This window comes from Candidatus Nomurabacteria bacterium, assembly GCA_020632075.1.
In the GTDB taxonomy this organism is placed as follows: Bacteria; Patescibacteriota; Minisyncoccia; order Phycocordibacterales; family UBA918; genus OLB19.
The window spans coordinates 197,647-223,752 of the sequence record JACKGH010000001.1; the positions used below are offsets into that span (position 1 = coordinate 197,647).

Below are 26,106 nucleotides of genomic sequence, written 5' to 3' on the forward strand. Positions count from 1 at the left end.
ATGCGCGTCCAAGATCTAGCACAACTCTCAACTCGTATGTTCAAGACCAATCCACTCCGTACATGGTTGACTATTCTTGGTATGGGTGTTGGGACAGGCGCGGTGGTGGTGTTGGTGGGGCTTGGATTTGGTCTCCAGAAGATCATTCTTGAGCAGATCGTGTTTGGTGATTCTCTGCTTTCTCTCGGTGTCTCAGCAAGTGGTAGCGCGAAAGAGTTGCAGCTTACTCCAGAAACTGTTCAGGAGATCGAGGAAAATGAATTGGTGGTAGACGCTGCACCGCTCGCACGTTTTCCAGCTCTTGTCACGTATAAAGGATTAACAGGTAACGTTTTCATTCAAGGTGTTGAGCCACCATATTTGCGCTTTGCGGGTGTAACTGCTGAAGCTGGAGAAGCCTTTACTGATGAAGATGCGGGTGACACAAATACCATTATGCTTTCACCAGCCGTTTTGAAACTTTTCGGAGTTGCTGATGATGAGATGGATTCATTTATTGGTGAGAAAGTTTCATTCCGGCTTTTAGTACCTTCGGAGACCAACCCTGAAGATGTTAGCGAAATCGTGATCGAGAAAGAGTACACTGTGCGCGGCATAACTAAAGAGCAGGGAGTACTCAATGTGATGATGATGCTTCCAGAGCTCAGAAACTACGTTGGTATCGATAAATATGAACGCATTCAGGTTAACGTGATCGACAATGAAGCGCTACCAGTTGTTGAAAAATGGCTCGTAGAGGAGAAAAAGTTTAGAGTAACTGCTTTGTCTAAGACGGTTGAACAAGCCTCCAAGATCTTTCAAGGCATCCAGGCAGTACTAGCGGTCTTTGGTGGTATTGCGCTAGTTGTGTCGGCCATCGGCATGTTCAACACTATGACAGTAACGCTTTTGGAGCGTACGAAAGAAATCGGTATTATGCGTACCATTGGAGCAGCGCCAAACGACGTAAAGTATCTGTTCGTTTCGGAATCGATCGTAGTAGGTTTTCTGGGAGGAATAACGGGAATTTTAATGGGTGTGGTGCTTGGGTTCACAGTAAATGTGCTTCTTAACTGGCTAGCGAAGAGCCAGGGTGGTCAAGCTGTAAGCCTCTTCTCGTTCCCGTTCGATTTTTTGCTGTTCATTGCACTTTTCTCTGCTGCAGTAGGGTACTTGACCGGTATTTTCCCAGCTAGTCGCGCATCAAAGCTCAATCCGCTTGATGCGATTCGCTACGAGTAAAGTTATACACAGTTAGCGTAAAATGCTGTGTATAACTGACTGATTCAGTAGACTGTTCTCGGTACAATATACACAAAGGTTTAGTTAGTTATTTAGTATGTATGATGTATAAACACGAAGAGTTTCCGCGCTATGTCCGCACAGCAGGAAAAGTAACCATCCTGACAGCCACAGTCGGGTTGTTTGTCTTTTTCATGACCTGGATGTTTGACTTTGGTGCAGCGGAGCTAAGTAAAGTGCAGGCACAGGACTCTGCTACCACAACACTGACTGTGTTGAATACCCCGCCTGAATTCACGCTTAACGCGTACGAAGTAACTGACTCTTCAACCTCAACTCCAACTAACTCTGGTGATGTTATGCAATGGGCTGCTATCGGTACAGACAGTAACAGTGCTCCGTACTTCCTCCTCATCTGTAGCAATAACGCCTCGCCAACAGCCAACGCAGCGCTAGACTCATTTAGTCTTGGTACAGAACCACCAGAATGTGATGGTAGTGCCATACAGTGGGGTGTTTCTGCTGCGACAGTCAGTGGAGCAGTAGCTACTGTGTCGACTACTACGGAAGAAGGTGGGCAGTTTGCTGAGAAGCAAGAGTGGTATGCCTGGGTATGTGACGATGATCCGACCAGTCCTCGCTGTAACAACTACTCTGTAACCGGGCCAACTTCAACTGTTGCCTCATCATCGCCGTGGCACATGAACTATCGACCACAGCTCATTAATTTCTACAACGACGGTGGCGTCGATCCGCTTGCGACGCTTACTTTCTATTCAACATCGTCTGACCCTGACGTGGTGGACGATGATGTTAACGATGACTTCATCTACATTCTTGTTTGTTCAACCAACTCAAACTACAGCAGTTCAACGAACACTTGTACTACAGAACTTGGTTCTAGTACCATTGGCGTCTATTCAAATGCCTCTACTTCAATCACTATTCCAGCACCGATGCAAGACCAGGGCTATGCTGCGTACGCGTACATCTTTGATGAGCATGGCCACACTGCAACTGGAAGTCCATTCTATGCGCCATACGTTGTTAATAACGTACCGCCGTATGTTGCTGGTGGAGACATAGATCTGTACGGTGACGCTGGCATTGGTTCAAACTTAGTACTCTCAGTGGAAGGAGGTGAAACTCCAAGTAGTACGATTGACTTTAAGGTTACTGACAATAACAGTTGTGAAAAGGCTGGCGGTGGTGACGAGATCGTTTCATTCGGTCTTTCAGTCTTCCGTTCAAGCATCGGCACTACAACCTGTGATGGTTCGGGGACAAATTATGACCCTAACAACTGTTACGATAGTGGTGTATCTTCTGCAGTCTGGGATCTTCAGTGTACCGCTACCACAACTTGCTCAGGGCCATCACAAGACAACATTGAATACACGTGTACCTTCCCGCTGTGGTTCGTGGCTGACCCTACTGATGCTGGCTCAGTACTTTTCTCAGCAGACAATTGGTCAGCCGGTGTCTACGGTGTAGATGATGACTTTGCTACCGGTACTATGGCAACCACCTCAAATGCAAAGGAACTCAATGGTTATGCTGCTATTGATATTGCTGCTGCAGATATTGCCTACGGTCAGCTTGAACCAGGAAGTGATACAGGAACGCTCATTGCCACTTCAACACTGATCAATGTTGGTAATACAGGACTCGACCAAGATATTGAAGGAGAGTCAATGTGTAATACTTTCTCACTCTCATCACTGTGTAAGGGTTCAGCTACTTCTACAATCGATGCTAACAATCAATGGTTTGGAACATCAACTGCATTCTCATACGGTGTTGCTCCAGCACTTCAGCTATCATCGACAACAGTTCAGGAGATTGAGACAAATGCATTCAAGAGTACGTCTACATCCAGCCCTGTTCAAAAGGACACTTACTGGGGTATTGGGGTCCCGTCAGGTATCACCTATGCAGGTTCGTATACTGGACTCAACACCTTCTACGCGGTGGCGTCAGAAGACCTCTGGAACTAGGTGACTCACATTTTGCAACAGCCGCTGTTATCCAACAGCGGCTGTTGCTTTTTGCCCTTTAATTTCTGATAATAGGGAGGTATACATACATGAAAGTGCGCGCGACAAAGTTGCTATTTTTGGCTCTTTTTGTGCCTGTACTGTTTTTCAGTACAGGTGTTTCTGAAGTGCTAGCTGGATTCGGTATTACACCGCCGTATGTTCGTAATACTAGTTTGACTCGTAATTCCATTTATGAGCAACAGATTCTCTTGGTGCGCGGTGAAGCAAACGTTGCACATAATGCTGAAGTTTCAATTGATGCTCCTGAGATCCAAGACTGGATCGAGATTGTTGAAGGTGAAGTTATTCCAATGCCAAAGGGTGTGCAAAAAGTGCCAATGACTGTACGAATCAAAGTGCCGAGCGATGCTGAGTTCAAGGATTATGAGGGCGCTATCCGTATTCGTACACTTCCAGCTAGCGGTGAAGTCCCCTCTGGAGCAGTTAATATTTCACTCGGGGCACGTGTTGACATTGACCTCTCAGTTATCGATAGAGAAATCAAGGAGTTTAGAGTACGTAGAATTTCAGTACATGATTTGAACGAAGGTAAAAAAGTTGCTTGGTTGTTTTTTCCTGGAAAGATTCGCTTTGACATGATGATTGAAAATACAGGAAATGTAGATGTCGCACCATCTCAAGTAGAGTTCAGGATATTTGATCGTGCAGGCAAGGTACTGCTCGAGGAAACTACTAACCTTGGTAAAATAGTAAAAGTGGCACCATATGGTACTGAAACCGTTACAGCAGCTCTGCCAACTCGTTTGCCCGCTGGTGGATACATTGCTCGATATAAAATTTACAATGGTGAGGACGTAGTGCAAGAAGGAGATCTAACCTTGAATGTACTGCCTGCTGGAACATTGGACGTGGCAGGATTTGGCTTCATCGGGCTCTCACTCGCACACAAGGTCTCAATCTTGTTGCCGATCTTTGCAGTGATTATTGCTGGTCTCTACGTACTGCATGCACGCAGACGTAACAAAATGACCAGCATGTAGTATGGCTGCACTTGTTCGTTATTGTATCGCTTTCATTCTCTTCGTACTTCCAGTTTCAGTCTGGGCTGGTAATCAGTATGCAACAACAACTCTCTCCTTGAGTATTTGTGGTAATGAACTTGTTGATGATGGGGAGGACTGTGATGTCATTGGTGAAATCGGTACCTATAGCCAAACCATTGCTGGTCGTCAGTGTACACCACAGTGTCTCTGGGGTCCGTACTGTGGAGACGGTATTCTGCAAACAGTACACGGTGAAGAGTGTGACGATGGTAATAATGATGACGGGGATTTCTGTTCAGCAGTATGTCGCATTGAACCGGCAGGTTCTGGCGGCGGCGGTTCGTCTGGCGGTAATACCGGTGGCGGGGGAGGAAGAGATACAGAACTCGGCGACACTATCGTGAATATTGTTGGGCGCGGATACCCATCTCGTACCATCAATTTTTTGCTAGACACAGAATCTGTCGGAACTGTGCAGTCAGATCGTGAGGGTAACTTTGAGTTTGCGACTGACGCTTCACCAGGCACTGCAACTCTTGGAATCTGGTCCACCGATAGTTCTGGGAGGCGTTCAATTACTCTAAACAATACCTTTGATATTACACAAGGAGCAATCACTAACTTAAACGGAATCTTACTGCCACCAACCATTGCTGTGCAAAGTCAAAACATTGACCCTGGTGCGGTGATTACCGTATCAGGTCAGAGTGTTCCAAGTGCGCGAGTTGAGTTGCATGTAGACGATAGCGATCTTGTAGAAACCACCACCGCGGGTTCAAATGGAAACTGGACCATATCTCTAGACACCAGTCGGCTGAGCATAGCTGAGCACATACTTCGAGCCCGCACAGTAGTTGGTACTCCGCCACTTACTACAGAGAGTGCATTTAGTACCTCACTACAGTTGTTTGTTGGAGTTGATGGACAGATAAGTCAACCTTCAGACCTTAATCGCGACGGCCTCGTGAACTTGATCGACTTTTCTATTCTGATCTTCTGGTGGGGTACAAGTGGTGGCGATTCTGATCCTCCTGCTGATATTAATCAGAATGGACAAGTTAGCTTGGAAGACTTTTCTATTTTGCTATTTAACTGGACCGGATAAAACACTGATGACCGTCAGTGTTTTACTTTATTTGAGCAAAATTTGTGTATAAGTGACACATTCGAAAAGTGTGATGTCGTACAATTAGGTTGTATCTGCAAAGGAGGTGATCATGTTTAGTATCACTGCACGCGTTTTTTTAAATGCGTGAGCACTTCAGCCGAGTGTCACTTTGCAGGTATGCTTACAGTGCATTATCACAAGAAGCGGAGTGGAGACCACTTCTTGGTACGAGCGAAGCTCGTCTGTATAACCACACCACGGAATACAGGCTGTAAGACTAATACAACGTAGAGTATATGCACAGAGCGTCCAACACGTTCTCAGTGCTCCAAGCAACAGCAGCGATCGTAAGCTTCGCAGTGATCCTTTGGTCATTCGGCCTACCATCATTCCACTTTGCGGAAGCTGCAAATGTCACTTCGTACAGCGACACACTCTCGACCTCACAGCCGAGCGTTGCCGCAGATCACACTATTGTGTTTACAACCCCTTCAGGTGTTGCAAACAACAATACAATTACCATTGACCTTTCTTCCTTCAACGGAACAAGTTCTATTACAGCAACCGATATCGCTGTCTCAACAACTTCTGCCTTCACCGTAGCCGCAACTTGTGGTGGTGGTGAGCAGATTGGAGCTGCATTCGGTACCAATGACAGTACACTCACACTGACATTGTGTGCTTCTGAAGGCTATAGTATTCCAGCTAATGGAACAACTACCATTGCAATCGGAGGTACAAATAAACTTGTAAACCCAACTGCTGGGTCATATCAGATCCCGCTTACTGCAGGAGCTTCTGACCTAGGAGAAACACGGGTTGCTATCGTTGATACAGTTACAGTTACTGCTTCGGTTGATACATACTTCCAGTTCTCAGTAGCTGGAGTAACATCCGGACAAACCGTAAATGGAACGACGACAGGTGGAGCAACAAGTGCAACTTTGATCCCATTTGGTGAACTGTCCGCTGGTTCAGCCAGTACAGCCGCCCAGGATCTTACAGTTGTGACTAACGCTCGAAATGGTTTCACGGTGACAGTGACCTCAGACGGTCAGCTTGATTCTATTACTGGTGCTGACATCGATGGTTTCCGAAACGGGGGCTACGATGATACGCCACAGGCATGGGAAGCACCAAGTGTGACGATCGGTCAGGAAAATACGTATGGTCACTGGGGTATTACCTCAGACGATACGGACATCTTTGCCGCAACTGAGACATACGTTTCAGCATCGACAACAGCAGTGCAGATCTTTACTCACGATAGTCCTGTAGATGGTGTTAATTTCCCATCAACTGGTACTAGTACGACGCGAGTAGGATACACCGTGCAGGTGAGTGCGTTGCAGGAAGCTGCAACGGACTATGAAGCTACGCTGACATACGTAGCAACACCAGTATTCTAAAGAATATTGGCTCTAAGCTTGGAGTTAAAACGCAAAAAACCCTATCTCCCACCACGAGTGGGGTTTTTTGTTGCTTGAGCCAACGAGCGGAGCGACTATGGCGAAAGTACGCCAGTAATTTGCTTATTTCCTAAAGCAAATTATCGGCGTGTCAAATCTTCACGATTCGGAATCTGGCGGTAGCGAGCTGTGAACAAATGCTCTAAGAACAGGCATAAACTCCTTTGTGCACGTTGTGTACAGTCACTTAAAATCACTGCTTGCCATTGCTATACTTAAGGTACATGAAGAGAATGTCGGGACGTTTTAGCTGGTTATACTTCAGTTTACTTTTCCTTGCTGCGCCAAGTGTGTCCAGCGCCGCTTCACTATACATTGATCCTGCCACTAGCGAACTCAATCGTGGGGACTCCGTCACCATGGCAGTGCGAGTCGATACTGACGAAAATGCTCGTGAGTGCGTCAATGCAGTTGATGCAGTCATCTCATATTCTCAATCGATCGAACCAATTGATGTTTCGGTCGGTGACTCGATCTTTAGCATGTGGGTTGAAAGTCCAACCATCAACAGAGAGAGCCGCACCATCACTTTTGCAGGCGGAATTCCAAATGGATACTGTGGTCGTGTTGTTGGAGACCCTCGCTTGACCAACGTTCTTGCTGAGATCGTATTTCGTTCTCCTGGTGTGCTTGTTGGTGGTGGTGATGTTGACCGCACAAAGGCAGAGGTGTTTTTTGAGGATGCTACGACTGCGTATCTAAACGATGGGTTTGGTACAAAGGCATCCCTTACTACTTATGGTGCAAAAATAGCTTTGAACGATCGTCTTGGCACTGAGCTCAAGAATGATTGGCGCACAGAGGTCGCTGCTGACAATATCCCTCCTGAGCCATTCACGATTGAATTGGTCACACCTGGTTCTGAGTCTCGAGGACAGTACTACATTGTATTCAACACAACTGACAAGCAGACAGGTATTGACCAGTACCAGGTCATGGAAGAGCCGATCTCACAATTCAGATCCTTCCGTTGGGGCGCCTCTGATGCACCGTGGATTGAAGCACGTAGTCCATATGTACTTCAAGACCAAAATCTCAATAGCATCATTCGCGTGAAAGCGATTGATAAGGCTGGTAATGAATACGTCGCTCATTTTATACCTGAAGACTCACTGCGAACGCTTTCTCAAGCGTCGATGATCATGGTTCTATTCATTATTCTCATCGTACTGCTTGTCCTAGCGATAGTGATCACTTTAATTCGTTACATAAAACGAAAACACCAGCAGCGCAAAGATTCTCTTCCAGAAGAGAACGAGGGTGATGCAGAAGAAGTAATCGAAACTGAACATGACTAAGTATCACTGTACAATGCAGCATGTTGGCAAGTATCTCGTCGCACTGGCAGTGTCGTTAGTGCTTCATGCTGTATTTGTAGCGGTTGCTGACGCTGCAACTCTCTCACTCTCACCAGCGACTGGTGTCTATGCGTCAGGCAACACGTTTACGGCGCGGGTAGTAGTGCAACCGCAAGGGAAGTCAGTCAATGCGGCAGAAGGGACTCTGGCCTTTAATCCAAACGAACTTGCAGTTGTCTCTGTGAATCGAACTGGCTCCATATTCAATCTTTGGGTCACTGAGCCTACTTTTTCAAACAGTGCTGGAACGATCTCCTTCAGCGGTGGTGTGCCATCAGGGTATAGTGGCAATTCAGGTACGGTGATGAACATCATATTTCGTGCAGTGGGTGCTGGTACAGCAAAAGTAAATTTCAAGAACGGTTCAGTGCTAGCCAATGACGGACGCGGGACGAATATTCTCACTTCCATGGGCGGTGGAACATACACCATTCAAGCAAAGAGTGAGGCTCCGATACCAGAAGTGATAGAGTATGTTGCTCCGGCAAACACTCCAGGTAAGCCAGTTATTTCATCGAAGACTCATCCTGACCCTGATGGCTGGTACGCAAACAATAAAGCTGAGCTGACCTGGACACTGCCAAGTGGCATTACTGCGATCCGTACACTTCTCGACGATGTATCATCCAGTGTTCCCACAAAGGTCTATGACAATCCAGTTAGCTCAATTACCTTGTCAGATCTTGATGAGGGAGTGCAGTACTTCCACTTACAATTCAAGAATGAAGATGGTTGGGGAGTGATCAATCACTACCGTTTGGCAGTTGATACACGACCACCAACTTCGATCGTGATCAAACATCCAGAAGGAGCAAATCTTGCGAACCCGATCCAGACCCTAGTTGTAGAGGTGAAAGATGACCTCTCGCCTGTGAATCGTTTCATGATATCAGTAGACGGCGCTGACAAGTATGAGTACATCGACAAAACTGGCTCGAGCACCATTGAACTTCCTTCACTAGAACCGGGTCATCACACTATTGTTATAGAGGCATACGATGCAGCAGGCAACTTCATTGTCGGTACGCATGCCTTCATGCTTGAATCATTTGATCGACCGGAATTCACTGAGTATCCAACTGAGATCACTCCAGAGGTGATTCCAGTGATCAAGGGTCAGACACGTTCAAATGCCTCTGTGGAGGTTTCACTCAGCCGTGTTGGAAGTGATGCGGTGCTGTATACCATATCAAGTGATGCGGCTGGTGAGTTTGTGTTCATACCAGAGGGCAGGTTTGAGACTGGTGTCTATGAGCTGACAGCAGTTGCTACAGACGAGTTTGGCGCCAGGAGTGAAGTGTCTGATGCGATCAGGATCGCGGTGCAGCAGTCCGGATACCTTCGTATTGGTTCATTCTTAGTCAGTGTTCTTTCAGTGATCGTACCACTCATTGTACTGCTCTTTGCTCTCATTTTTGGTGTTTGGTATCTCTTCATGTATGCGCGGCGCTTCCGTCGTCGTGTGCGTGTTGAGTCGACTGAAGCAATGCAGATCCTTCGTCGCGAGTTTGGCGACCTGCAAATGACCTTACGTCAGCAAGAGTCAGCCCTGCAGCAGTCACGCAAGACCAAGAAGCTTACCAAGGCAGAGGCAGCAATGATCGAAGTGTTCGATAGGGCATTGCAGCAATCACAGATGAAGGTAGAGAAGGAGATCGAAGATGTTACAGATTTAACCCGTAAACAAGAATAACCGTATGCAAGAAAATCATAAGACAGGATGGATCACCAAGAAGAATATATTTGTAGCGCTCTTGGGAGCAGTACTGACGTACATGCTCGTTACCTCAGTGGTAGATACTCGCATGCAGGCAGTTGAGCAAAACATCAGAGATCGACTTTCTGATCAAGAAGTACTGCTGGCTGCGATCGCTGAGACAACCGCACGCAACGGTGCTGATGCGGTAACTGAGAGAGTGGTGCAGGACTGCTCACTTACTGAACGAAGTAGTTTTGACACTTTGCTTGGTCGTTTGGATAAAGGACTTTCATACAGTGAGCTCACTGAACTTGAACGGTTGTTTGGTCGGTGTGGTAGTTTCTACTCAGAACGAAAAGCAATGATGGTTTCTCGTCTGTCTCGCGAGACAGAGATCTATGAAAGTTACGTAGAGCAGCTAAGTACGGTCACTGGCGAAGATCATGCGGAAGAATTTCGTGTAGCTGAGTGGAAAGCCTTAGCTACAAATGAGCAAGAGCGCAGTGAGTTGCTTGCGTCTCTTGTTAACTTACAAGATCAGATCATTGCCACATTGCTCAATGGTGCTAGTGCAACATCGCCTGAAATGACACCAATCTTGTATGAGGTACGCGAAGCGCAAGACACCCTTATAGTTGTGACAAAGCAGATATCTGATCTCCGTACCAGCCTTGTTGCATTGTAGGTATGAATTATGGATCGAATCTTTCAACTTCTAAAAAGAGCACTTACACTAAAGTCGAGAAGTCGGACAGTTCGTTTCATGTTTCCTGCAGTGATCTCGTTTGCAGCAGTGCTCGGCGCTGCTGTGATCACAGCTGATGACGTTTCGTATGTACGCCTTGAAAGCTCGTCTGCGACCGTTGAAGCAGGACAACCATTTTCAATTGCGGTGTATGCCTACGCACACGTTCCAGTAAATGCAGTCGATATCAAACTTAAGTTTGACGGCAATGCGGTCGAGGTTACTGGTGTCGATACAGGACAGTCTGTTATCACGATCTGGACAGAGGAACCTGTCATCGAAAAGAACAGCGTAACACTCCGTGGTGGTACGTATAGAAAGGGGTTTGTGTCTGAGCACTTGATCGCCACGATAAACCTGCGCTCACTGCAGACAGGACAAAAAAGTTTCTCTGTTTCCGATGTGGTACTGCTTGCTGGTGATGGAGCAGGTACTCCAGTAAGCATAGGTCAGACAACTGATTCATCAGTCAGCTTATTCGTCTACGATGAAAATACTAGTCCTGAGAGTATAGGTGTTAACGTCGAAGTTAGAATTCTTACCGACATTGACGGAAACGGAAAAGTTGACCTGCGAGATATTAGTGCCTTTATGTCCGCATGGCATGATAAAAAGGTGCTTTATGACTTCAACGGCGATGGTAGAATGACGTTCAGAGATTTCTCGATCATTCTGGCTGATTTCTTCTTCAAATAGGCCGCATATCTGTTGATAAGAATACCAGCGTCTTACACGAGAGGCTGGTATTATTATAATCAGCGAGGTTTTCTACCTGGCTGATGTATAACGTAGAGCTTGAATTATGTGTAGAGCAAATGATTCAAGCGCCAAGACTGCTACCTAACGGTAAGCGACCAGTTTCGTACATATACGCTGTTGTTTTTAACAGTCGTTTTTCTGTGTTACTTGTTTTTATATTACTTGGATCTTTCCTTCTACAACCAATTCATCAAGCATACGCGAATGAGGCAGCTGCAGAACAACAAGTTGAAGAGGTGGCGCCACAACTGCCAGCTGAGGTTGAAGAGCAACTTCCAGATGCAGGAGACCAAACCAGCGACGAGCCAGAAGTGCTCTCTGACTCTGCACCAAGCTCAGATACAAATGCTGAGAATAGTGACGGTACCGACATAGTAATTGACGAAGCAACTGGAGAAGCTGAGGAGCAAGTGTCTACGAATGACACTACTGACGATGTTGCTGAAAGTGACACGGCGGAACCTGCTAACGTAGCCAAAAGTACTACGACAGACACTTCAACCCAAGATCCTATCGACACAGGAACGACGCCAACATCGACCAACACTGAAACAGAGATTGTTGACGACCAGGCAAGCTCTACCGATGCTGAACAAACTGACACTAACGACCAAGGATCCACCTCGGGCGGGTCATCAGGAGGCAGCAGCAATACTGGAGGCACAACAAATACAGCAAGCACCAGTACAGCGAGCTCAACTGAGACCACAACCGACAGCGCCAGTACTTCAACCGTGACAACAACGGCATCGAGCACTGATGATGGCACGTCTGAGGAAGATCAAGCTAGTGATGAAATTCTGCCTGATACCACTGAAGATCCTTCAGAACCAGATGATCTTATCGACGCAGACACTATCGAGGATGGTGTTACTGGCCTTGTTGATAATGTAGTCAACGAAGTAGTGAATCTTACCCGACAGCTTGTGACGGAGGAAAACTACTACCAATTCAGTAAGCAGTCTTGTGTTGCTGTAGGTGATAGTACGTACCACTGTACAAGCAAGGAACAAACTGCGCTTGATCCTGATAGCGCGGTGTATGCAGAACAAGACGCTGACGGTGATATGGAGATCTACCTACGTACTTCAAAAGGTGACATCAAGCAGCTCACCGATAATGATTTTGATGATACATCACCAGATGTTGATCTCGCTACTATGCGCGTGGTATGGCAGCGTATCATTGATGGACGATACCAGATCATTTCGTACGACCTAGAGACACGTGAAGAAACTCAGCTGACATTCTCTCGCAACAACAGCATGGAACCAAAAGTATCGAAGGAGGGCATTGTATGGCAAGCCTGGGATGGTACTGACTGGGAGATCATGTATTTTGACGGGAAATTCACTGATCAGATCACTCAGAATGACGGAATTCAGGATGTTACTCCAGTTATAGAAGATGGGTACATCCTATGGAGTGTACTTGGTGGTGAGAAGTCTGAGGCGAGAGTGTACTCACTAGAAAGCGGCGAACGAATGACGATCTCTGGTCACGAAGGTGGTACGGTTGCAAATCCTCGCTTTGTGCTTGTGTACGACACTAAGTTTGAGAACGGTGACGTGGTCACGGTTGGTTTCGACCCGGTAACTGGTTTGGCACAACCTGTCTCTGCCAAACCTGCAGAGTTGCCATTTGATATTCCAGAACCTGATCCAGTGGGGGAGATCCGTGCTTTGATCCAGAATAAGTCTACCCAGAAAGATAAAGACGTAGTGACCGTGCCAGTGGCTGACAATGATGTGGATCTTGACCTTGCAAGTAGCACGGCGACTTCTTCAGGAGCCCTTGTGATTGACACACAGCCGGACCTAGATCCAGATCTGGCAAGTACGACACTGCCAGAAATTCCAGAATTTGAACTCACAGAGTATGACCTAGTGATCACCAAGAATGCAAGTTCAACTAACTCGATACTAAATACTGGATATGAGCTCGGCACCACTTCGATTAAGATCAGCACTAGTACACAGGAATAACCTAGTAATGACTGTCTCATAAAGTAAAATATACTTATGCTTCAGTGGGAAACCTTGAGGGTTTATTTTGTGAACCAAAAAAGTAGATTTGGTCTGTATAGAAGAGCGGCCTCTTTTCTTTTAGTACTGCTCGTGTTTTTTTCTAATGTTACTAGCCCGCTTCTTCAGCTGCTACCGGGCATTATCCGTGACCATGCGCCGATTGGACCCAGCACCGCATTTGCAGCTACAGGAGACTTCGCCACTTTCCGCGAAAGTACCGCTGGTGACACAATTTCACAAGGCGGACCCCCAGTTGCTATCAAATGGGATACTACGATTAGCTCTAATGCTAACCTTGGTCTACAAGCGAATACTTCGGATATAGATCTAGCAGATGGTGGCAAATACTTTGTTACCTACAGTGCATGGGCTTATGAAGGCACCGCTGGTGGTACTAATCGACGTACAGTAGATACATATCTTACACTCAATAACGTTCCGCTTGCATACGGTCGCGGTTCTGGCTACATCCGGGACAATGAGGGTGATACAAGCGCGTATGCGAACGGAGGCGCTATTATTAGTGCTGCTGCCGGAGATGACCTCGAAGCCTACATTAAGCGAAATGATGGTAATGCAACCGCTGGCACTCAGTTGCAACCTGGTGTAAATGGCATATCGGTGCTTAAACTTCCTGAATCTGCTGATTATTTGCGTGCGCGAATTGCAGCCACGAGCTCAAGTATCAGTGCTAACACCAGCTTTACCGATGTCGTGTGGGATACTGCTGATGAGGTCGATACAGGCTCATTTGCTTTTACGCCGTCGTCTGGAAACATCACTATGAAAGGTGCAGCAGGTACTAACTTTATGATCACTGCTAATGTTGGTCTCTACGTATCGGGCGGAGGAACCACTCGTCAAAATTATGAAATGCGACTGACACTTGACGGAGTTGAAGTGCCTGGTAGTCGCGTGACCACATACCTGCGCGGTTCAGACAATACCTGGTATGGGACGCTCGCATACATGGGAATCATCAGCAAGACTTCAGCCTCGGATCAGACCCTCAATATTGAGATCAGGCGTGAATCCACTGGTGGCGCGACCACAGTGATACAGGGCGACAAAGCAGGTCTTGCGATCATGGCCTTGCCAGACATTGCTGAAGTGGTACGTCTTACTGATAACTCGGGTACTCAACAGCCAGCCCTAACTTCAAAGCCTCTTTATTTTGACACGAATGATGAGGTTGATGCTTCGGCTTTTGGACACAGCACTTCAGCCAACCAAGACAGAGTTACTATAAGTGCTGCTGGAGACTATCTTTTCTTTGCAACTGCCTACTCAACTACATCAAATTCTGATAATAATCGAGAACCTTTCAGAATAGACTGGAATAAAACAGGCTCGCAGCAAAATTACGGTGGTTTTGGGGCGTTTAACCGCAGCAACAGTACCTTTAGTGGCGGTGCTTCTGGTGCCATATTGCTGAATGGACTTGGTACGTCTGACTACGTACACCTCAAATATATAGATGAGACAACAAGTGCACCAGAAAACGGTACTTTTAATGCTGGGAGGGTAGCGCTCCAAGGTATCGCACTCAATGATAACTTTTTTGGTCTAGACGTTGAGGTTAGCGCTAGCGGGACACAGACATCAGCTGTCGACATCCCAACCAGCAATACCTACGTCGGTGGACAATTTGTAGTCACGGAAAATTCTGGATCACGCAATGTCACGAATGTCACTATCACTGAGTCAGGTACCGTTGATGGGGCAAATGGTCTTGATAACATCAAACTGTACTATGACCTCGATACTTCGAGTCCGTATGACTGTGCTAGTGAATCCTACGGCGGAGGAGAGTCGCAGTTTGGTAGTACTGATACAAACGGCTTCTCGGGCGCAGACGGCAGTTCTAGCTTTTCTGATTCTGTAGCGATTACAACCACTAAAGCACTGTGTCTCTATCCTGTCATGGACATTGTTGCTGCCGCAACTGATGGTGATACTATAGAACTCTCAATCGATAATCCTACTACTGATGTAGTAGTAACTGGTGGTGCCTCAATCGGCCCCGCAACAACACAGGCGATTAGTGGAGCGACGACTCTCCGGAGTGCTGATCTGACGCAGACACACTACCACTGGCGTAACGATGATGGCGACGAGACAGATACAGTTGCAAATGCCACACCGACAGTCAAGAACACCACTTCAAGCGGTTTTGGCGCCAGTACTGCTGGTAATGACCCTGTGCTCACTGTTCCGGCAAACGCTGTAGAGGGTGATTATATGGTTGTTATTTTTACCACCGATGATAACAACCCAACACAAACCCCGACACCCCCGAGTAGTGAAACCTGGACACTCCAAGAGTCTGGATTGATGCCAGTTGACGGTACAGCTGCCGTCTCACCTCCGGCCGCTTGGATCTATACGAAGTTTGTTTCAGCTGATGATGAGGCCAATGCGGGGACCAAGACCTATACCTGGCAAGACAGTGCTGGCAGCGAGGAACAGGCTGCGCAACTGATTTTGCTCAATAATGTGAAAGGCTGGGGTGAATTTAACACTAATCTACTCACTGGTAATCAAACCAGCATCAATGCTCCAAGCGTGACCACCACTGAAACAAATGAGATCGTATTTCACGCTGCATTTAAAGATAACAATGCGACTTTTACAGCACTTCCGACAGGTTCTACAGTCGTGAACAGCGGTTGGGGTCCAGCTAGTGACGCTGGTGCAGCACTTGGAATCGTATATGCAGTATACCCAACAGTAGGAGCAACCGGCGCTAAGACATTTAGTTTAGCTAGCAATGAAGCAAATGGTTTCACTTTTTCATTGCAGCCGACCAATGCAGGGGGAGCAACGTCCATCGAAGGTGCAGAGGACACTCCAGCTATTGGATTCGCTAACGGCACAGTGAGAAGGCTCCGCTTTGAGGTTTCTGCCGAAGGATCCACGTCATCACTTCCAACCGTGTTTCAGCTTGAGTACGCAACTAAAACTGCAGCGTGTAACGTACTTTCAGAGTGGGTTGATGTTGGAGTGTCCGACGGTGGAGATTGGGATGTCGTTGATTCTACACATGTCACCAACGGCGCGAACACAACCAACATCACCTCAGCCGCTTACGGTGCTCTAACTGACGAAAACAGTAGTTTCCTCTCGTCAAATGGCGGTGTACGAGACACTTCCTCACAAACAGGTTCGCTTATCCTCTCGAGTACGCAGTTTGTTGAGCTGGAGTTTGCGATCGAGCCGACCAGTGGCGCACCACAAGGTAACACCTACTGTTTTAGGTTGAGTGATGATGGAACACCACTACCCCGATATGACGTGTATGCAGAAGGAACCATTTCGGCTGATGTCGATGTGAGTGCAAGCGGAACACAAGCTACGAGTGTGAGTTTTAACTCGGCTAATAATTACCTTGGTGGGGTCTTTGTTATTGAACGACCAGGAACAAATCGAACAGTTACAGACATCACCATCACTGAATCAGGAACAGTTGATGGCCAGGAGGGACTTGATAACATTGAACTTTGGTACGACCTTGATACTACAGCGCCGTATGACTGTACCGGAGAGTCTTACGGTGGGGGAGAAACACAATTTGGATCGACTGACACGAATGGATTCTCTGGTTCGGACGGAACATCTCAATTTACTTCTGCTGGGGTAAATATAAACGAAACAACCAGTATGTGTGTGTATGTGGTATACGACACCACTGCCAGTTCATCAAACGGAGAAACTATCGATATCAAGATTGCTAGTCCATCTTCTGATGTTGTGGTGACAGGTTCATCAGTTGGCCCAAGCACAGCAGTCTCTCCGACCGGTAGTACTACTATCGCCGGGCCAATACTGACACAGATGCACTACCACTGGCGGAATGATGACGGTACTGAATCTGGGGCAACCTCAGTCAGCGGTGGGGTGGAAGATACACCGATCAGTGCAGTGCCTAAAGAGTCGATCAGACGTTTGCGACTTGAAGTGTCAAACGAAGGGACTGTTAATGCCTTGGCGACCAACTTTCGCTTGGAGTATGGTACGAAAATCACAACATGCGATGCTGTCGTGACCTGGACAGATGTTGGGGAAGTCGCTGGAGCCTGGGACATGGCCTTAAGTTCAAATATTGCTGATGGCGACACAAGCGATATTGCGCTTGGCGCTAATGGTGCGCTGACCAATGAGAATACGACTTTCGATGGAGTGGGGGCGTTGCGTGAATCTACCTCTGAGTCTGGTGCGATCACATTGACCACAACTGAATTCACTGAACTCGAGTATTCTATCGAAGCAACGGTTGATTCAGGGTATGATACGACCTACTGTTTTAGGGTCACTGATTCTGGTACTGAGCTGCAAGGGTATGATGTGTACGCAGAACTGACTACACGCGAGAAGCAGGATTTTTACATTCAACGGGGAGTCACTTTTGTTTCTGGCACAAGCACCACTTTAGTAGCTGGGACTGATTACATTGCACCTTCTGCAGCAGATGCAGCATTCATCAGAATTACAAACACACAGCTTACTGGTGCGGGCCGTAGCGCCGGAAACGCGACCCAAAATGCTGATGATGTTACAGCGTATATTGAAAACCCAGACAATATTTTAAACAACATTGTTATTGCTCGTCCTACTGGTGCTTCTGATGACACGCGTGTGGCCTGGGAAATCATCGAGTATATTGGCATTGCTGGTGGCGATAATGAAATGATCGTGCGTGATCATGGTGTTGTTTCATTGGGTACTACAGATCTGACTGCTACTGGGGCAACTGTTTCAGGAGTTTCAAACGACAGTGATATTGTCGTGTTTGTCACTGGTCAGCTCAATACGGATACGGGCACTAATTACAGTACGGGGTTGTACACTTCTGAATGGTCTAGTTCTACTGATGAACCTGTCTTCACTCGTGGTGTTAGTGGTGACACAGGTGAGGTTAGTTATGCGGTTGTTGAATTCACTGGTGATAACTGGAAAGTGCAGCGAATTGAACATAATTACGCGGCTGGTGGTGTAACTGAGGTCGAGTCTGTGTCAGCAGTAAACAGTCTTTCACGAGCGTTCGTCCATGCGCAAAAACGCACCTCTGAACACGGGCTCGATGAAACAGGTCATGAAGTATGGCTTTCTAGTATTGGATACCTTTCCTTTGCACTAGAATCTGGCGTAACCAGTCCTACTAATCACTATAGTGTTGCTTGGGTAATTGAAAATACCCAAAGCAGTAATGGTGCGATGAGTGTTCAGAGATCGAATGGAGTTCTGGCACGAAATACACCTTGTGGTGGAGTAGAGCCGTGTACCGAAGTTGTTTCGATCACGGCCGTCAATGAGTCTAATGCTTCACCGTGGGTGACCAACAGGAGTTCGGGATCAGGTACGTTGTTTCCTCGTCCAATTGTCGGAGTGCGACTGGTTAACTCGGGAACAGAGATCGAGTACTGGCGTTCCGACACTGGACAGCCGCAAACGTACCGTACCGAGATTGTCACATGGCCAGTAGCTGAAACTGCGGTGCGACAAAATTACTATCGATTTTATGTTGATAACGACAGTCTCACACCAACTGATGCCTGGCCTGTGGGTGCTGAAGATCTGGGTGAGAATACCACCTTGACTGCTGCAGATGATCCGCTTGGTGAAGGAGAACGTGTGCGCATCCGAATGTCTCTAAGAATCAGTAATGCTACCCTACCGGAATTAACCAAAACTTTTAAATTACAGTATGGGCTTCAGGAAACAACCTGCTCAGCAATTAGCGCCTGGACTGATGTAGGTACGCCAGGAAGCGGAACGATCTGGCGTGGTTACAATGGAACAGAAGTTGACGGCACAGCTATTGCGACCAGCACACCTGCAGCTGGCACACTACTTCTTACTCCGTCTGATGTAGCTGGTACCTATGAGGAGCAAAATGATTCTGCAGTTAATCCTTACAAAGTGGATATTGGGGAGGATGTTGAGTACGACTGGGTAGTGCAGCACAACGGTGCAGCACAACGATCAGACTATTGTTTTAGAGTTGTGAATAGTGATGACAGTGAAATCGCTGGATACATCAATTACCCAGTGATTCGCACAACAGGCTACACACCAATTGTAGCGAACTGGCGATGGTACGATGACGAAATCAATGTGACACCGTCTAGTCCACTCGATCAAGAGAATATTGCACCCACAGATATCGCAAATCAAAACACAATAAAACTGAGAGTCACTGCAGCAGAAGTTGAAAATGCAATTGGTACCAACGTCAAGTTTGCATTGCAGTACTCAGAGTACGCCGATTTCTCTGACGGCGGAACCTTCCTTACAAGCACAAGTTCCTGCGTTGAGAACTCAATCTGGTGTTACGCAGATGGAGCAGGTGTTGATGGTGATCTTGTTACAAACGCAACTCTGAGTGATGCTGACAGTTGTGTTGGTGGTGTTGGTAGCGGGTGTGGAACCCATAACGAAGCTGCAACGACTACTAGTACATTCACTCATGGAGCAAGTGCTAATGCTGAGTTTGAGTTCACGCTCAAAAACGCGGGTGCTCGGGTCAATGCAGTGTACTACTTTAGATTATACGATGTTTCATTCGACCAGCCTCTTGTCGCTAGTTCATCATATCCATCACTCGTAGTTGAGGGCCCGACACTTGTCTCCACACTTTCGGGTGTAGATGCTGGAACCGCAATTGCTGGTATTGTGACAGATGCGACCACCACTGCGACAGCTATTGGTTTCGGGAGTGTGTCTATAGGCACTTCACAAGAGGCAGCTCAACACCTCACCATCAACACAAACGCTACAGAAGGCTACCAGCTCTTTCTCTTTGTTGATCAACAGCTTGAAAATGCATACGGTGACGAGATCAAACCTATCACAGGCACAAACGCAGCACCGGTAAGCTGGGCAACTGGATGTGTGGCAACAGCAGTTAGTTGCTTTGGCTACCATACAACTGATGCGGTCCTAGAAAATGCATCTGCCCGATTCGCACCGATCGATTCATACGCGGCGCTCAGTACCGGTGCGGCAGAAATTATGTACAGTTCTATCCCAAGCGACGACACTCATAGTATTGTGTATAGAATGTTTGTTTCTCAATACCAACCAGCTGGTGATTACGAAGCTGCTATTAGTTACTTGGTGACTCCTGTTTTTTAGGTGGTATGATAGAGAACATGAAAAACTTCTTGTTTACAGCGCTCTTGTTTGCACTTATGCTGCCAGCTTCATCTGTGTTTGCAGGAGAATACACGGTCCGGCCATTTTTACTCGATCACACGGCAGTGCCGCGCGACGTGATCACTGATACCGTACTGCTCACCAATGATAGTCCGATCCGGAAATATGTCATTTTCGCAACAGTAAATGAGATCTCCGTTGACAAAGAAGGCGAGATAAAGGAGTTCGTCTCGCCAGTCATGACTGATCGTTCAGTCACACTTCCGAGTTGGATCGAGGTAAAACGCAGTCGTATCGAGATACCGCCAGGGGAACAGATCGAAGTGCCCGTCACTTTCAGGATCAGCCCAAATGCTGAGCCAGGAACATACCATGCATTCATTGGATTTGTTCCAGCTCCAAATCGACCGACTGCCGAACGAATCGCCATGGACGGTGAAGCAGACGGAGTAGTGGTCAAGATAACCATCTCTGATCAGCGGGAGGAAAGTATGCGTATCAGCAGCTTTGAGGTGGATCGGTTTGTTACTGGCGAAAATAATCGATCGATCGATATCACGCTTGAAAACAAAGGGGATATCGCCTCAGCACCAACAGGGGAGATCATCTTTTACGACTCACGCGGCGTTGAGATCACTTCAGTTGAGGTGAACCAGGACGGAGGCACTGTTGTTGAGCCGGGTGGCACAGCAACCATTCATAGTCAAGTGCCACTTGGAGAGGGACTTGGTCGTTTCAAAGCGAACCTCACACTCGACTACGGAGAAAAGCAAACAGCTTCACTGCATGACAGCACCATATTTTACATAGTGCCACTACACCTCCTCATTATTGGACTGATCTTTGTTATCTTTGGTTCATTGCTAGTAACCTTCCTCTTCAAGCGCACTTTCATGAGTGAGGAGTTCCACGACGGGACAGATGAGGTTACAATGTATATCAAAGAAGGCCACGACGCTGATCCACATGAACATGATATCGACCTTAGTAAGCCAAAAGAATAAACGAGGCCTTTTCACTCTTTTTGCCAGCTTCTTCTTATTGGCAGTATTTGGAGTGCCGTCAGCTAGCGCACAAGAAACCGTATCGCTCAGTGTCTCTCCGACCATATTTGATATGTCTGCGAATCCTAGCCAGGATTGGCAGAGTAGTATTCGAGTGATCAATTCAAACCCGCAAGAGCTGCAAGTGTACTTAGATGTTGTGAACTTTGCACCAAGAGGGGAACAGGGCAATGCGCAGTTCTTACCTGTGCTCGATGGAGAAGCACAAGGAAATACGATCGCCGAATGGATCGAACTCAGCGAAACGGAGCTACTCATCCCACCCGAACAGACAGTCCAGGTGCCGTTTACAGTGCATGTTCCAGAAGACGCTGAGCCAGGTGGTCATTTTGCTGCCATTCTCGTCGGTACCAAGCCACCCAAAGGCGATAACCGAAGTAATAAAGTAGAAACTTCGCAGATCATCACCTCTCTCATGTTGCTACGAGTGAGCGGGGACGTTGAAGAAAGTGGAATCATTAGATCATTCCGCCCGACGGAATACCTATTTGATAAGCCGCAGGTTGAGTTTGAGTTGCGATTCCAGAACACAGGCAATGTTCACTTGCTGCCCCAGGGTGAGATCCGTATTACGAATATGTGGGGACAAGAGCGCGGAGTAATACCGATCAACCGCGAAACCCTTTTTGGAAATGTGTTGCCAGACAGTGTCAGAAAGTTTGATTTTACCTGGACTGGACAGTGGTCGATCGGAGATATTGGTCGCTATTCAGCGGTCGCAACGCTTGCGTACGGACAAGAGGGAAGAAAGTTTGCTTCAGCAGAAACTAATTTTTGGGTAGTACCTCTAAAGGCGCTCATGATCGTATTACTCATTGTGACGGCGTTTATTGTGATTGTTACCTGGTCCATCAAAGCATACGTGCGCAAAATGCTCTCAATGGCAGGCGTCGCTCCAGAAGGAAGGGTCCGGAGGATACAAGGTTCACCGCGAAAAGTATCAGTCGTAGCGCCGATCGAGGCGGGCATCCTAGACCTAAGCGATCGCCTAAAGACTTCGGATAGCCTTTCCGATAAACTAACATCAGTGCGCGAATTTGTACGAGTAAACCGAACATTCTTTGTTGCAGGTACACTCATGGTAATTGGAGTGGTTCTTATTGTATGGTTCGTGCTACTTGCCTCAACCCAGGAGCGGTCGTATGAAGTGACCATAGGTACTGGTGAGCATCCAGTCACAATTACTTCTGAGGACGTAGAATATGAAGCGTTGCGCGATAGTGCCCCCGCACCACTCGGAAACGCTACTACGACAAGTGATTCGCTGCCAACCCTCCGGATAGTCAACCAAAGTAGCATTCCTGGTCTCGCCGCATCACTTCGAGTCGAGCTAGAGGCTGCGGGATACACAATCGCTGATCTCAGTACTGACCTGAATGCCGACAAAAACAACACTGTCATTGTGTATGCTCCTGAATACGCAGAGGAAGCACTTGCGCTCAGCCAGCTTATCAATGGCGCGCTCCTCTCGGCTTTTGCTGAGGCATCAGATGCAGACGTCCCAATCACGGTCTATGTCGGACGAGATTTCGAAAATGAGGTACAATAGAGATAGCTTATTACTCGTAATCATTTAAAAAATATGAGTCAAAAATCTATCGTTCTCATTGTGACACTCTTTGTGCTTATTGTTGTAGGTATGTTCATCTTTGCAAATCTCAAAAAGGGGGAACTCCAACAACCACTAGACACACCAACAGTCACTGAAGAACCAGCATCAGTACCATATCCTGATATCACTCGGATCGATGCGAAGCATTATTTCATTGATGGAGTACACACCCTAGTGGGAGAGATTGTTTTCCCGACACCATGTGATCTGCTTGAGACATCTGCCATGGTCATGGAATCATACCCAGAGCAAGTAGATGTTGACTTTGACGTTATTAACAATGCTGACACCTGCGCGCAAGTACTGACGCCACAGCGATTCAAGGTTTCGTTTACCGCTTCTGATGCAGCTGAGATCAGCGCACACTTTATGGATCGCCACATTGAACTCAATCTGATCCCAGCAGCAGAAGGTGAAAACCCAGACGAGTTTGAATTGTTTATTAAGGGCTAATTTTTATGAAAAAGGACGGGATTGTAACACTAGCAATAATGCTTATCGTTGTCTTACTTTTAGCCAGCGCTGTTTGGTACGTCAGTAGTAAAAATAAAACGAGTAAAACAATCCCCACCCCAGCTGAACGATCGCTTTCATCTGCTGGTTATGCTCCATACACTGATCTAGACGGCAATCAAGTTCTTCTTACTGATTTCTTGGGTCGTACTTTGGTAGTGACTGTTTGGGCAAGCTGGTGTCCTGAATGTCGCACTGACCTCACTTTATTTAACAGGATCTCACAAAATTATGATCTTGAAGAGGTAGTCTTTCTGGCAATTAATAGAGCTGAGCCCAAAGCAACAGCGCGTGCGTTTCTTGATACATTTAAACTGGCAGGGGATGTTATCTATATTTTAGACCCTGATGACCACTTCTACCATTCAACTGATTCATTCTCTATGCCAGAAACAATCATTTTCAGCCCTAATGGAAATGAGGTGTATAGAAAAAGAGGTCGAATTAATGCTTCTGAACTGCAAGGAAAATTGCAAGAAAACACTGGAAATTAAGGTCTTTACAGAATCAATTTTCTAGTTTATTATTTAAGAAGTAGAGATCGACTGCCTTTGCGACCCATCCATATGTAGTGGAGCCTCGTCGATGAGGTTTCGGTTCGCAACACAGAACGATATGTTCAAAGCAATTGGTCTCTTGATCCTCTTATGGGGATTATCGCAGTTCTTCGGATCTGCATTTGCAGCTTTAGACAGCGCTGCTCGTGAATCGTTCAAAACGATCGAGATGGCAGCGATAGTGTCACAACAACAGCTACAAACACAGCTCCAGAATTAACCGAAAAGCCGGCTTCTACCCAGATGCCGGCTTTTTAAATTTCAAAACTAATAGGGTATACTAGAAGCATGAAATTAAGTCGTGTCGTAGAGTATGCGTTCTTTTTTGGTTTGCTTGGTCTAGCTGGCTACATGGTGTGGCTTATCATGGCGCCGTTTGTGAGTGCGCTAGCATTAGCAGCCATTATCGTCACTATTTGTCACCCGTTGTACACACGCATCAGACAAATTGTCCCGAGGAAAAACAAATCTCTAGCCGCCTTCGCATCGACAATGATCGTCCTGATCGCGGTGATCATTCCTGTAACCATTGTATCCTCGCTGGTCGTAAAAGAGATTGTCTCTTTTTATCAAGAACTTGAAACTGGTGGTCACTCCTTCCAAAACTCGATTGCTACTCTTGAGAGTTCGATTCAGACTTTTGCTCCTGGTTTCCAGATCGATCTGACCGAACAGATCAAGGTAACTGCACAATGGCTCACTGGTAATCTAGGCGCTATCTTTGCAAGCACACTTTCTACCATCTTTGTTTTCTTCATTGCCATGATCGGATCATTCTACTTTTTCCGTGATGGAAAAGAGTTTTTGCAGTTAGTGATCAAGGCCAGTCCACTACCAGACCATGAAGACCAGATCATTTTTGACCGCATGGGACGAGCTGTTCGCGCTGTTGCCACTGGCACACTGCTCGTTGCTTTGATACAAGGAACACTTGTTGCTGTCGGCTTCTCGATCGTTGGTCTTGGTGAACGTGCCATCTTATGGGGGTCGATCGCATCACTAGGAGCTCTGGTCCCGGGAGTTGGCACAACCATCGTGACCGCACCTGCTATCATTTATCTGTTCTTTACAGGCCATCTTGTGAGTGGCGTTATCTTGCTCATTTGGTCTATGTTGATCGTAGGATTGGTAGACAACTTAATCGGCCCATATTTGATCAGTCGAGGTAATAACTTGCATCCATTCATCATTCTCATTTCTGTACTTGGGGGTATCTCACTCTTTGGTCCGGTTGGTTTCGTTATCGGTCCAGTGGTGGTAACTCTCTTTTTGGTGCTTCTTGAGATATATAATCAGTATATAGTTCAGGAGAAAAAAATAACTGAAGAAGGACTTAAAGAAGATTTAGTATGATCGGAAGGGAACAGATCGAAGCTATTTTAAAGATCAACGGTATTGAACCAACAGCACCAGATGAACAGATCAGGTCTGTACTTTTGAGTGCACGGTACACAAAGGATGAAGTTGACACAGCTATGATGGTCCTTCGTGAAAACACCAAGACCAACAAGACTCGTGTCGATGGTCTACACAAGATATTTCGCACAGACGAAGCGCTTAGACCCACTGAGATCTCTCAATTACTTGGAATTGATGTAGAGATACAGGATGAGATAGATATTCGAACTCGCACCAGAAAGCTCAGTGGCCTACAAATACTCACTGTTGGCATCCTTTCTATTCTACTTGCGGCTGGTGGCGTCCTGTATTACATGAACCTGCATCACATCGGTCTTTTTCACCCCAGCAATCAACTAACACTCTTTAAGAAATAGG

The 26,106-nt window shown here is 46.8% G+C and carries 18 protein-coding genes; all 18 read left to right on the plus strand.

Going from position 1 to position 26,106, the window contains the following annotated elements:
• The 18 genes from H6786_00955 (at position 1) to H6786_01040 (ending at position 26,105) form a co-directional block, all read left to right on the plus strand.
• Positions 1 to 1,221, plus strand: coding sequence for an ABC transporter permease (locus H6786_00955; protein MCB9815939.1), 1,221 nt, complete (start codon positions 1 to 3; stop codon positions 1,219 to 1,221).
• A 101-nt stretch (positions 1,222 to 1,322) separates the two neighbouring features.
• Positions 1,323 to 3,218, plus strand: a complete 1,896-nt coding sequence (locus tag H6786_00960; protein MCB9815940.1) for a hypothetical protein — start codon at positions 1,323 to 1,325, stop codon at positions 3,216 to 3,218.
• Positions 3,219 to 3,307: 89 nt separating this feature from the next.
• Positions 3,308 to 4,261, plus strand: coding sequence for a hypothetical protein (locus H6786_00965; protein ID MCB9815941.1), 954 nt, complete (start codon positions 3,308 to 3,310; stop codon positions 4,259 to 4,261).
• Between the two features lies 1 nt (position 4,262).
• Complete coding sequence (locus H6786_00970) at positions 4,263 to 5,369, plus strand: hypothetical protein (GenBank protein MCB9815942.1); 1,107 nt, start codon at positions 4,263 to 4,265, stop codon at positions 5,367 to 5,369.
• Positions 5,370 to 5,668: 299 nt separating this feature from the next.
• On the plus strand, positions 5,669 to 6,781 hold the full coding sequence (locus H6786_00975; protein MCB9815943.1) for a hypothetical protein: 1,113 nt from the start codon (positions 5,669 to 5,671) through the stop codon (positions 6,779 to 6,781).
• A 284-nt stretch (positions 6,782 to 7,065) separates the two neighbouring features.
• The gene (locus H6786_00980) at positions 7,066 to 8,139 is read left to right on the plus strand and encodes a hypothetical protein (GenBank protein ID MCB9815944.1); all 1,074 of its coding nucleotides are present in this window, start codon (positions 7,066 to 7,068) and stop codon (positions 8,137 to 8,139) included.
• Entirely contained in the window at positions 8,132 to 9,892 is a 1,761-nt protein-coding gene (locus H6786_00985; protein MCB9815945.1) for a hypothetical protein, read from the plus strand. The genes H6786_00980 and H6786_00985 overlap by 8 nt, the downstream gene beginning before the upstream one ends.
• Before the next feature lie 4 nt (positions 9,893 to 9,896).
• Positions 9,897 to 10,583 (plus strand): hypothetical protein, encoded by a 687-nt coding sequence (locus H6786_00990; GenBank protein ID MCB9815946.1) that lies wholly within the window; start codon positions 9,897 to 9,899, stop codon positions 10,581 to 10,583.
• Between the two features lie 78 nt (positions 10,584 to 10,661).
• On the plus strand, positions 10,662 to 11,339 hold the full coding sequence (locus tag H6786_00995) for a hypothetical protein (protein ID MCB9815947.1): 678 nt from the start codon (positions 10,662 to 10,664) through the stop codon (positions 11,337 to 11,339).
• A gap of 83 nt (positions 11,340 to 11,422) precedes the next feature.
• Complete coding sequence (locus tag H6786_01000; GenBank protein MCB9815948.1) at positions 11,423 to 13,387, plus strand: hypothetical protein; 1,965 nt, start codon at positions 11,423 to 11,425, stop codon at positions 13,385 to 13,387.
• Between the two features lie 132 nt (positions 13,388 to 13,519).
• A complete protein-coding gene (locus H6786_01005; protein MCB9815949.1) occupies positions 13,520 to 20,563 on the plus strand; it encodes a hypothetical protein in 7,044 nt (2,347 codons plus the stop codon).
• 17 nt (positions 20,564 to 20,580) lie between these two features.
• Entirely contained in the window at positions 20,581 to 21,588 is a 1,008-nt protein-coding gene (locus H6786_01010; GenBank protein ID MCB9815950.1) for a hypothetical protein, read from the plus strand.
• The gene (locus H6786_01015) at positions 21,551 to 23,197 is read left to right on the plus strand and encodes a LytR C-terminal domain-containing protein (protein ID MCB9815951.1); all 1,647 of its coding nucleotides are present in this window, start codon (positions 21,551 to 21,553) and stop codon (positions 23,195 to 23,197) included. Before H6786_01010 ends, H6786_01015 begins: the two co-directional genes overlap by 38 nt.
• Positions 23,198 to 23,230: 33 nt before the next feature.
• Positions 23,231 to 23,713, plus strand: coding sequence for a hypothetical protein (locus tag H6786_01020; GenBank protein ID MCB9815952.1), 483 nt, complete (start codon positions 23,231 to 23,233; stop codon positions 23,711 to 23,713).
• Positions 23,714 to 23,718: 5 nt separating this feature from the next.
• A complete protein-coding gene (locus tag H6786_01025; protein MCB9815953.1) occupies positions 23,719 to 24,267 on the plus strand; it encodes a TlpA family protein disulfide reductase in 549 nt (182 codons plus the stop codon).
• A gap of 121 nt (positions 24,268 to 24,388) precedes the next feature.
• Positions 24,389 to 24,550 (plus strand): hypothetical protein, encoded by a 162-nt coding sequence (locus tag H6786_01030; GenBank protein MCB9815954.1) that lies wholly within the window; start codon positions 24,389 to 24,391, stop codon positions 24,548 to 24,550.
• Positions 24,551 to 24,618: 68 nt separating this feature from the next.
• Positions 24,619 to 25,683 carry an AI-2E family transporter gene (locus H6786_01035; protein ID MCB9815955.1) on the plus strand — a complete coding sequence of 355 codons (1,065 nt, stop codon included), beginning with the start codon at positions 24,619 to 24,621 and terminating at the stop codon, positions 25,681 to 25,683.
• Positions 25,680 to 26,105, plus strand: a complete 426-nt coding sequence (locus H6786_01040; GenBank protein ID MCB9815956.1) for a hypothetical protein — start codon at positions 25,680 to 25,682, stop codon at positions 26,103 to 26,105. The genes H6786_01035 and H6786_01040 overlap by 4 nt, the downstream gene beginning before the upstream one ends.
• Position 26,106: the final 1 nt, after the last annotated feature.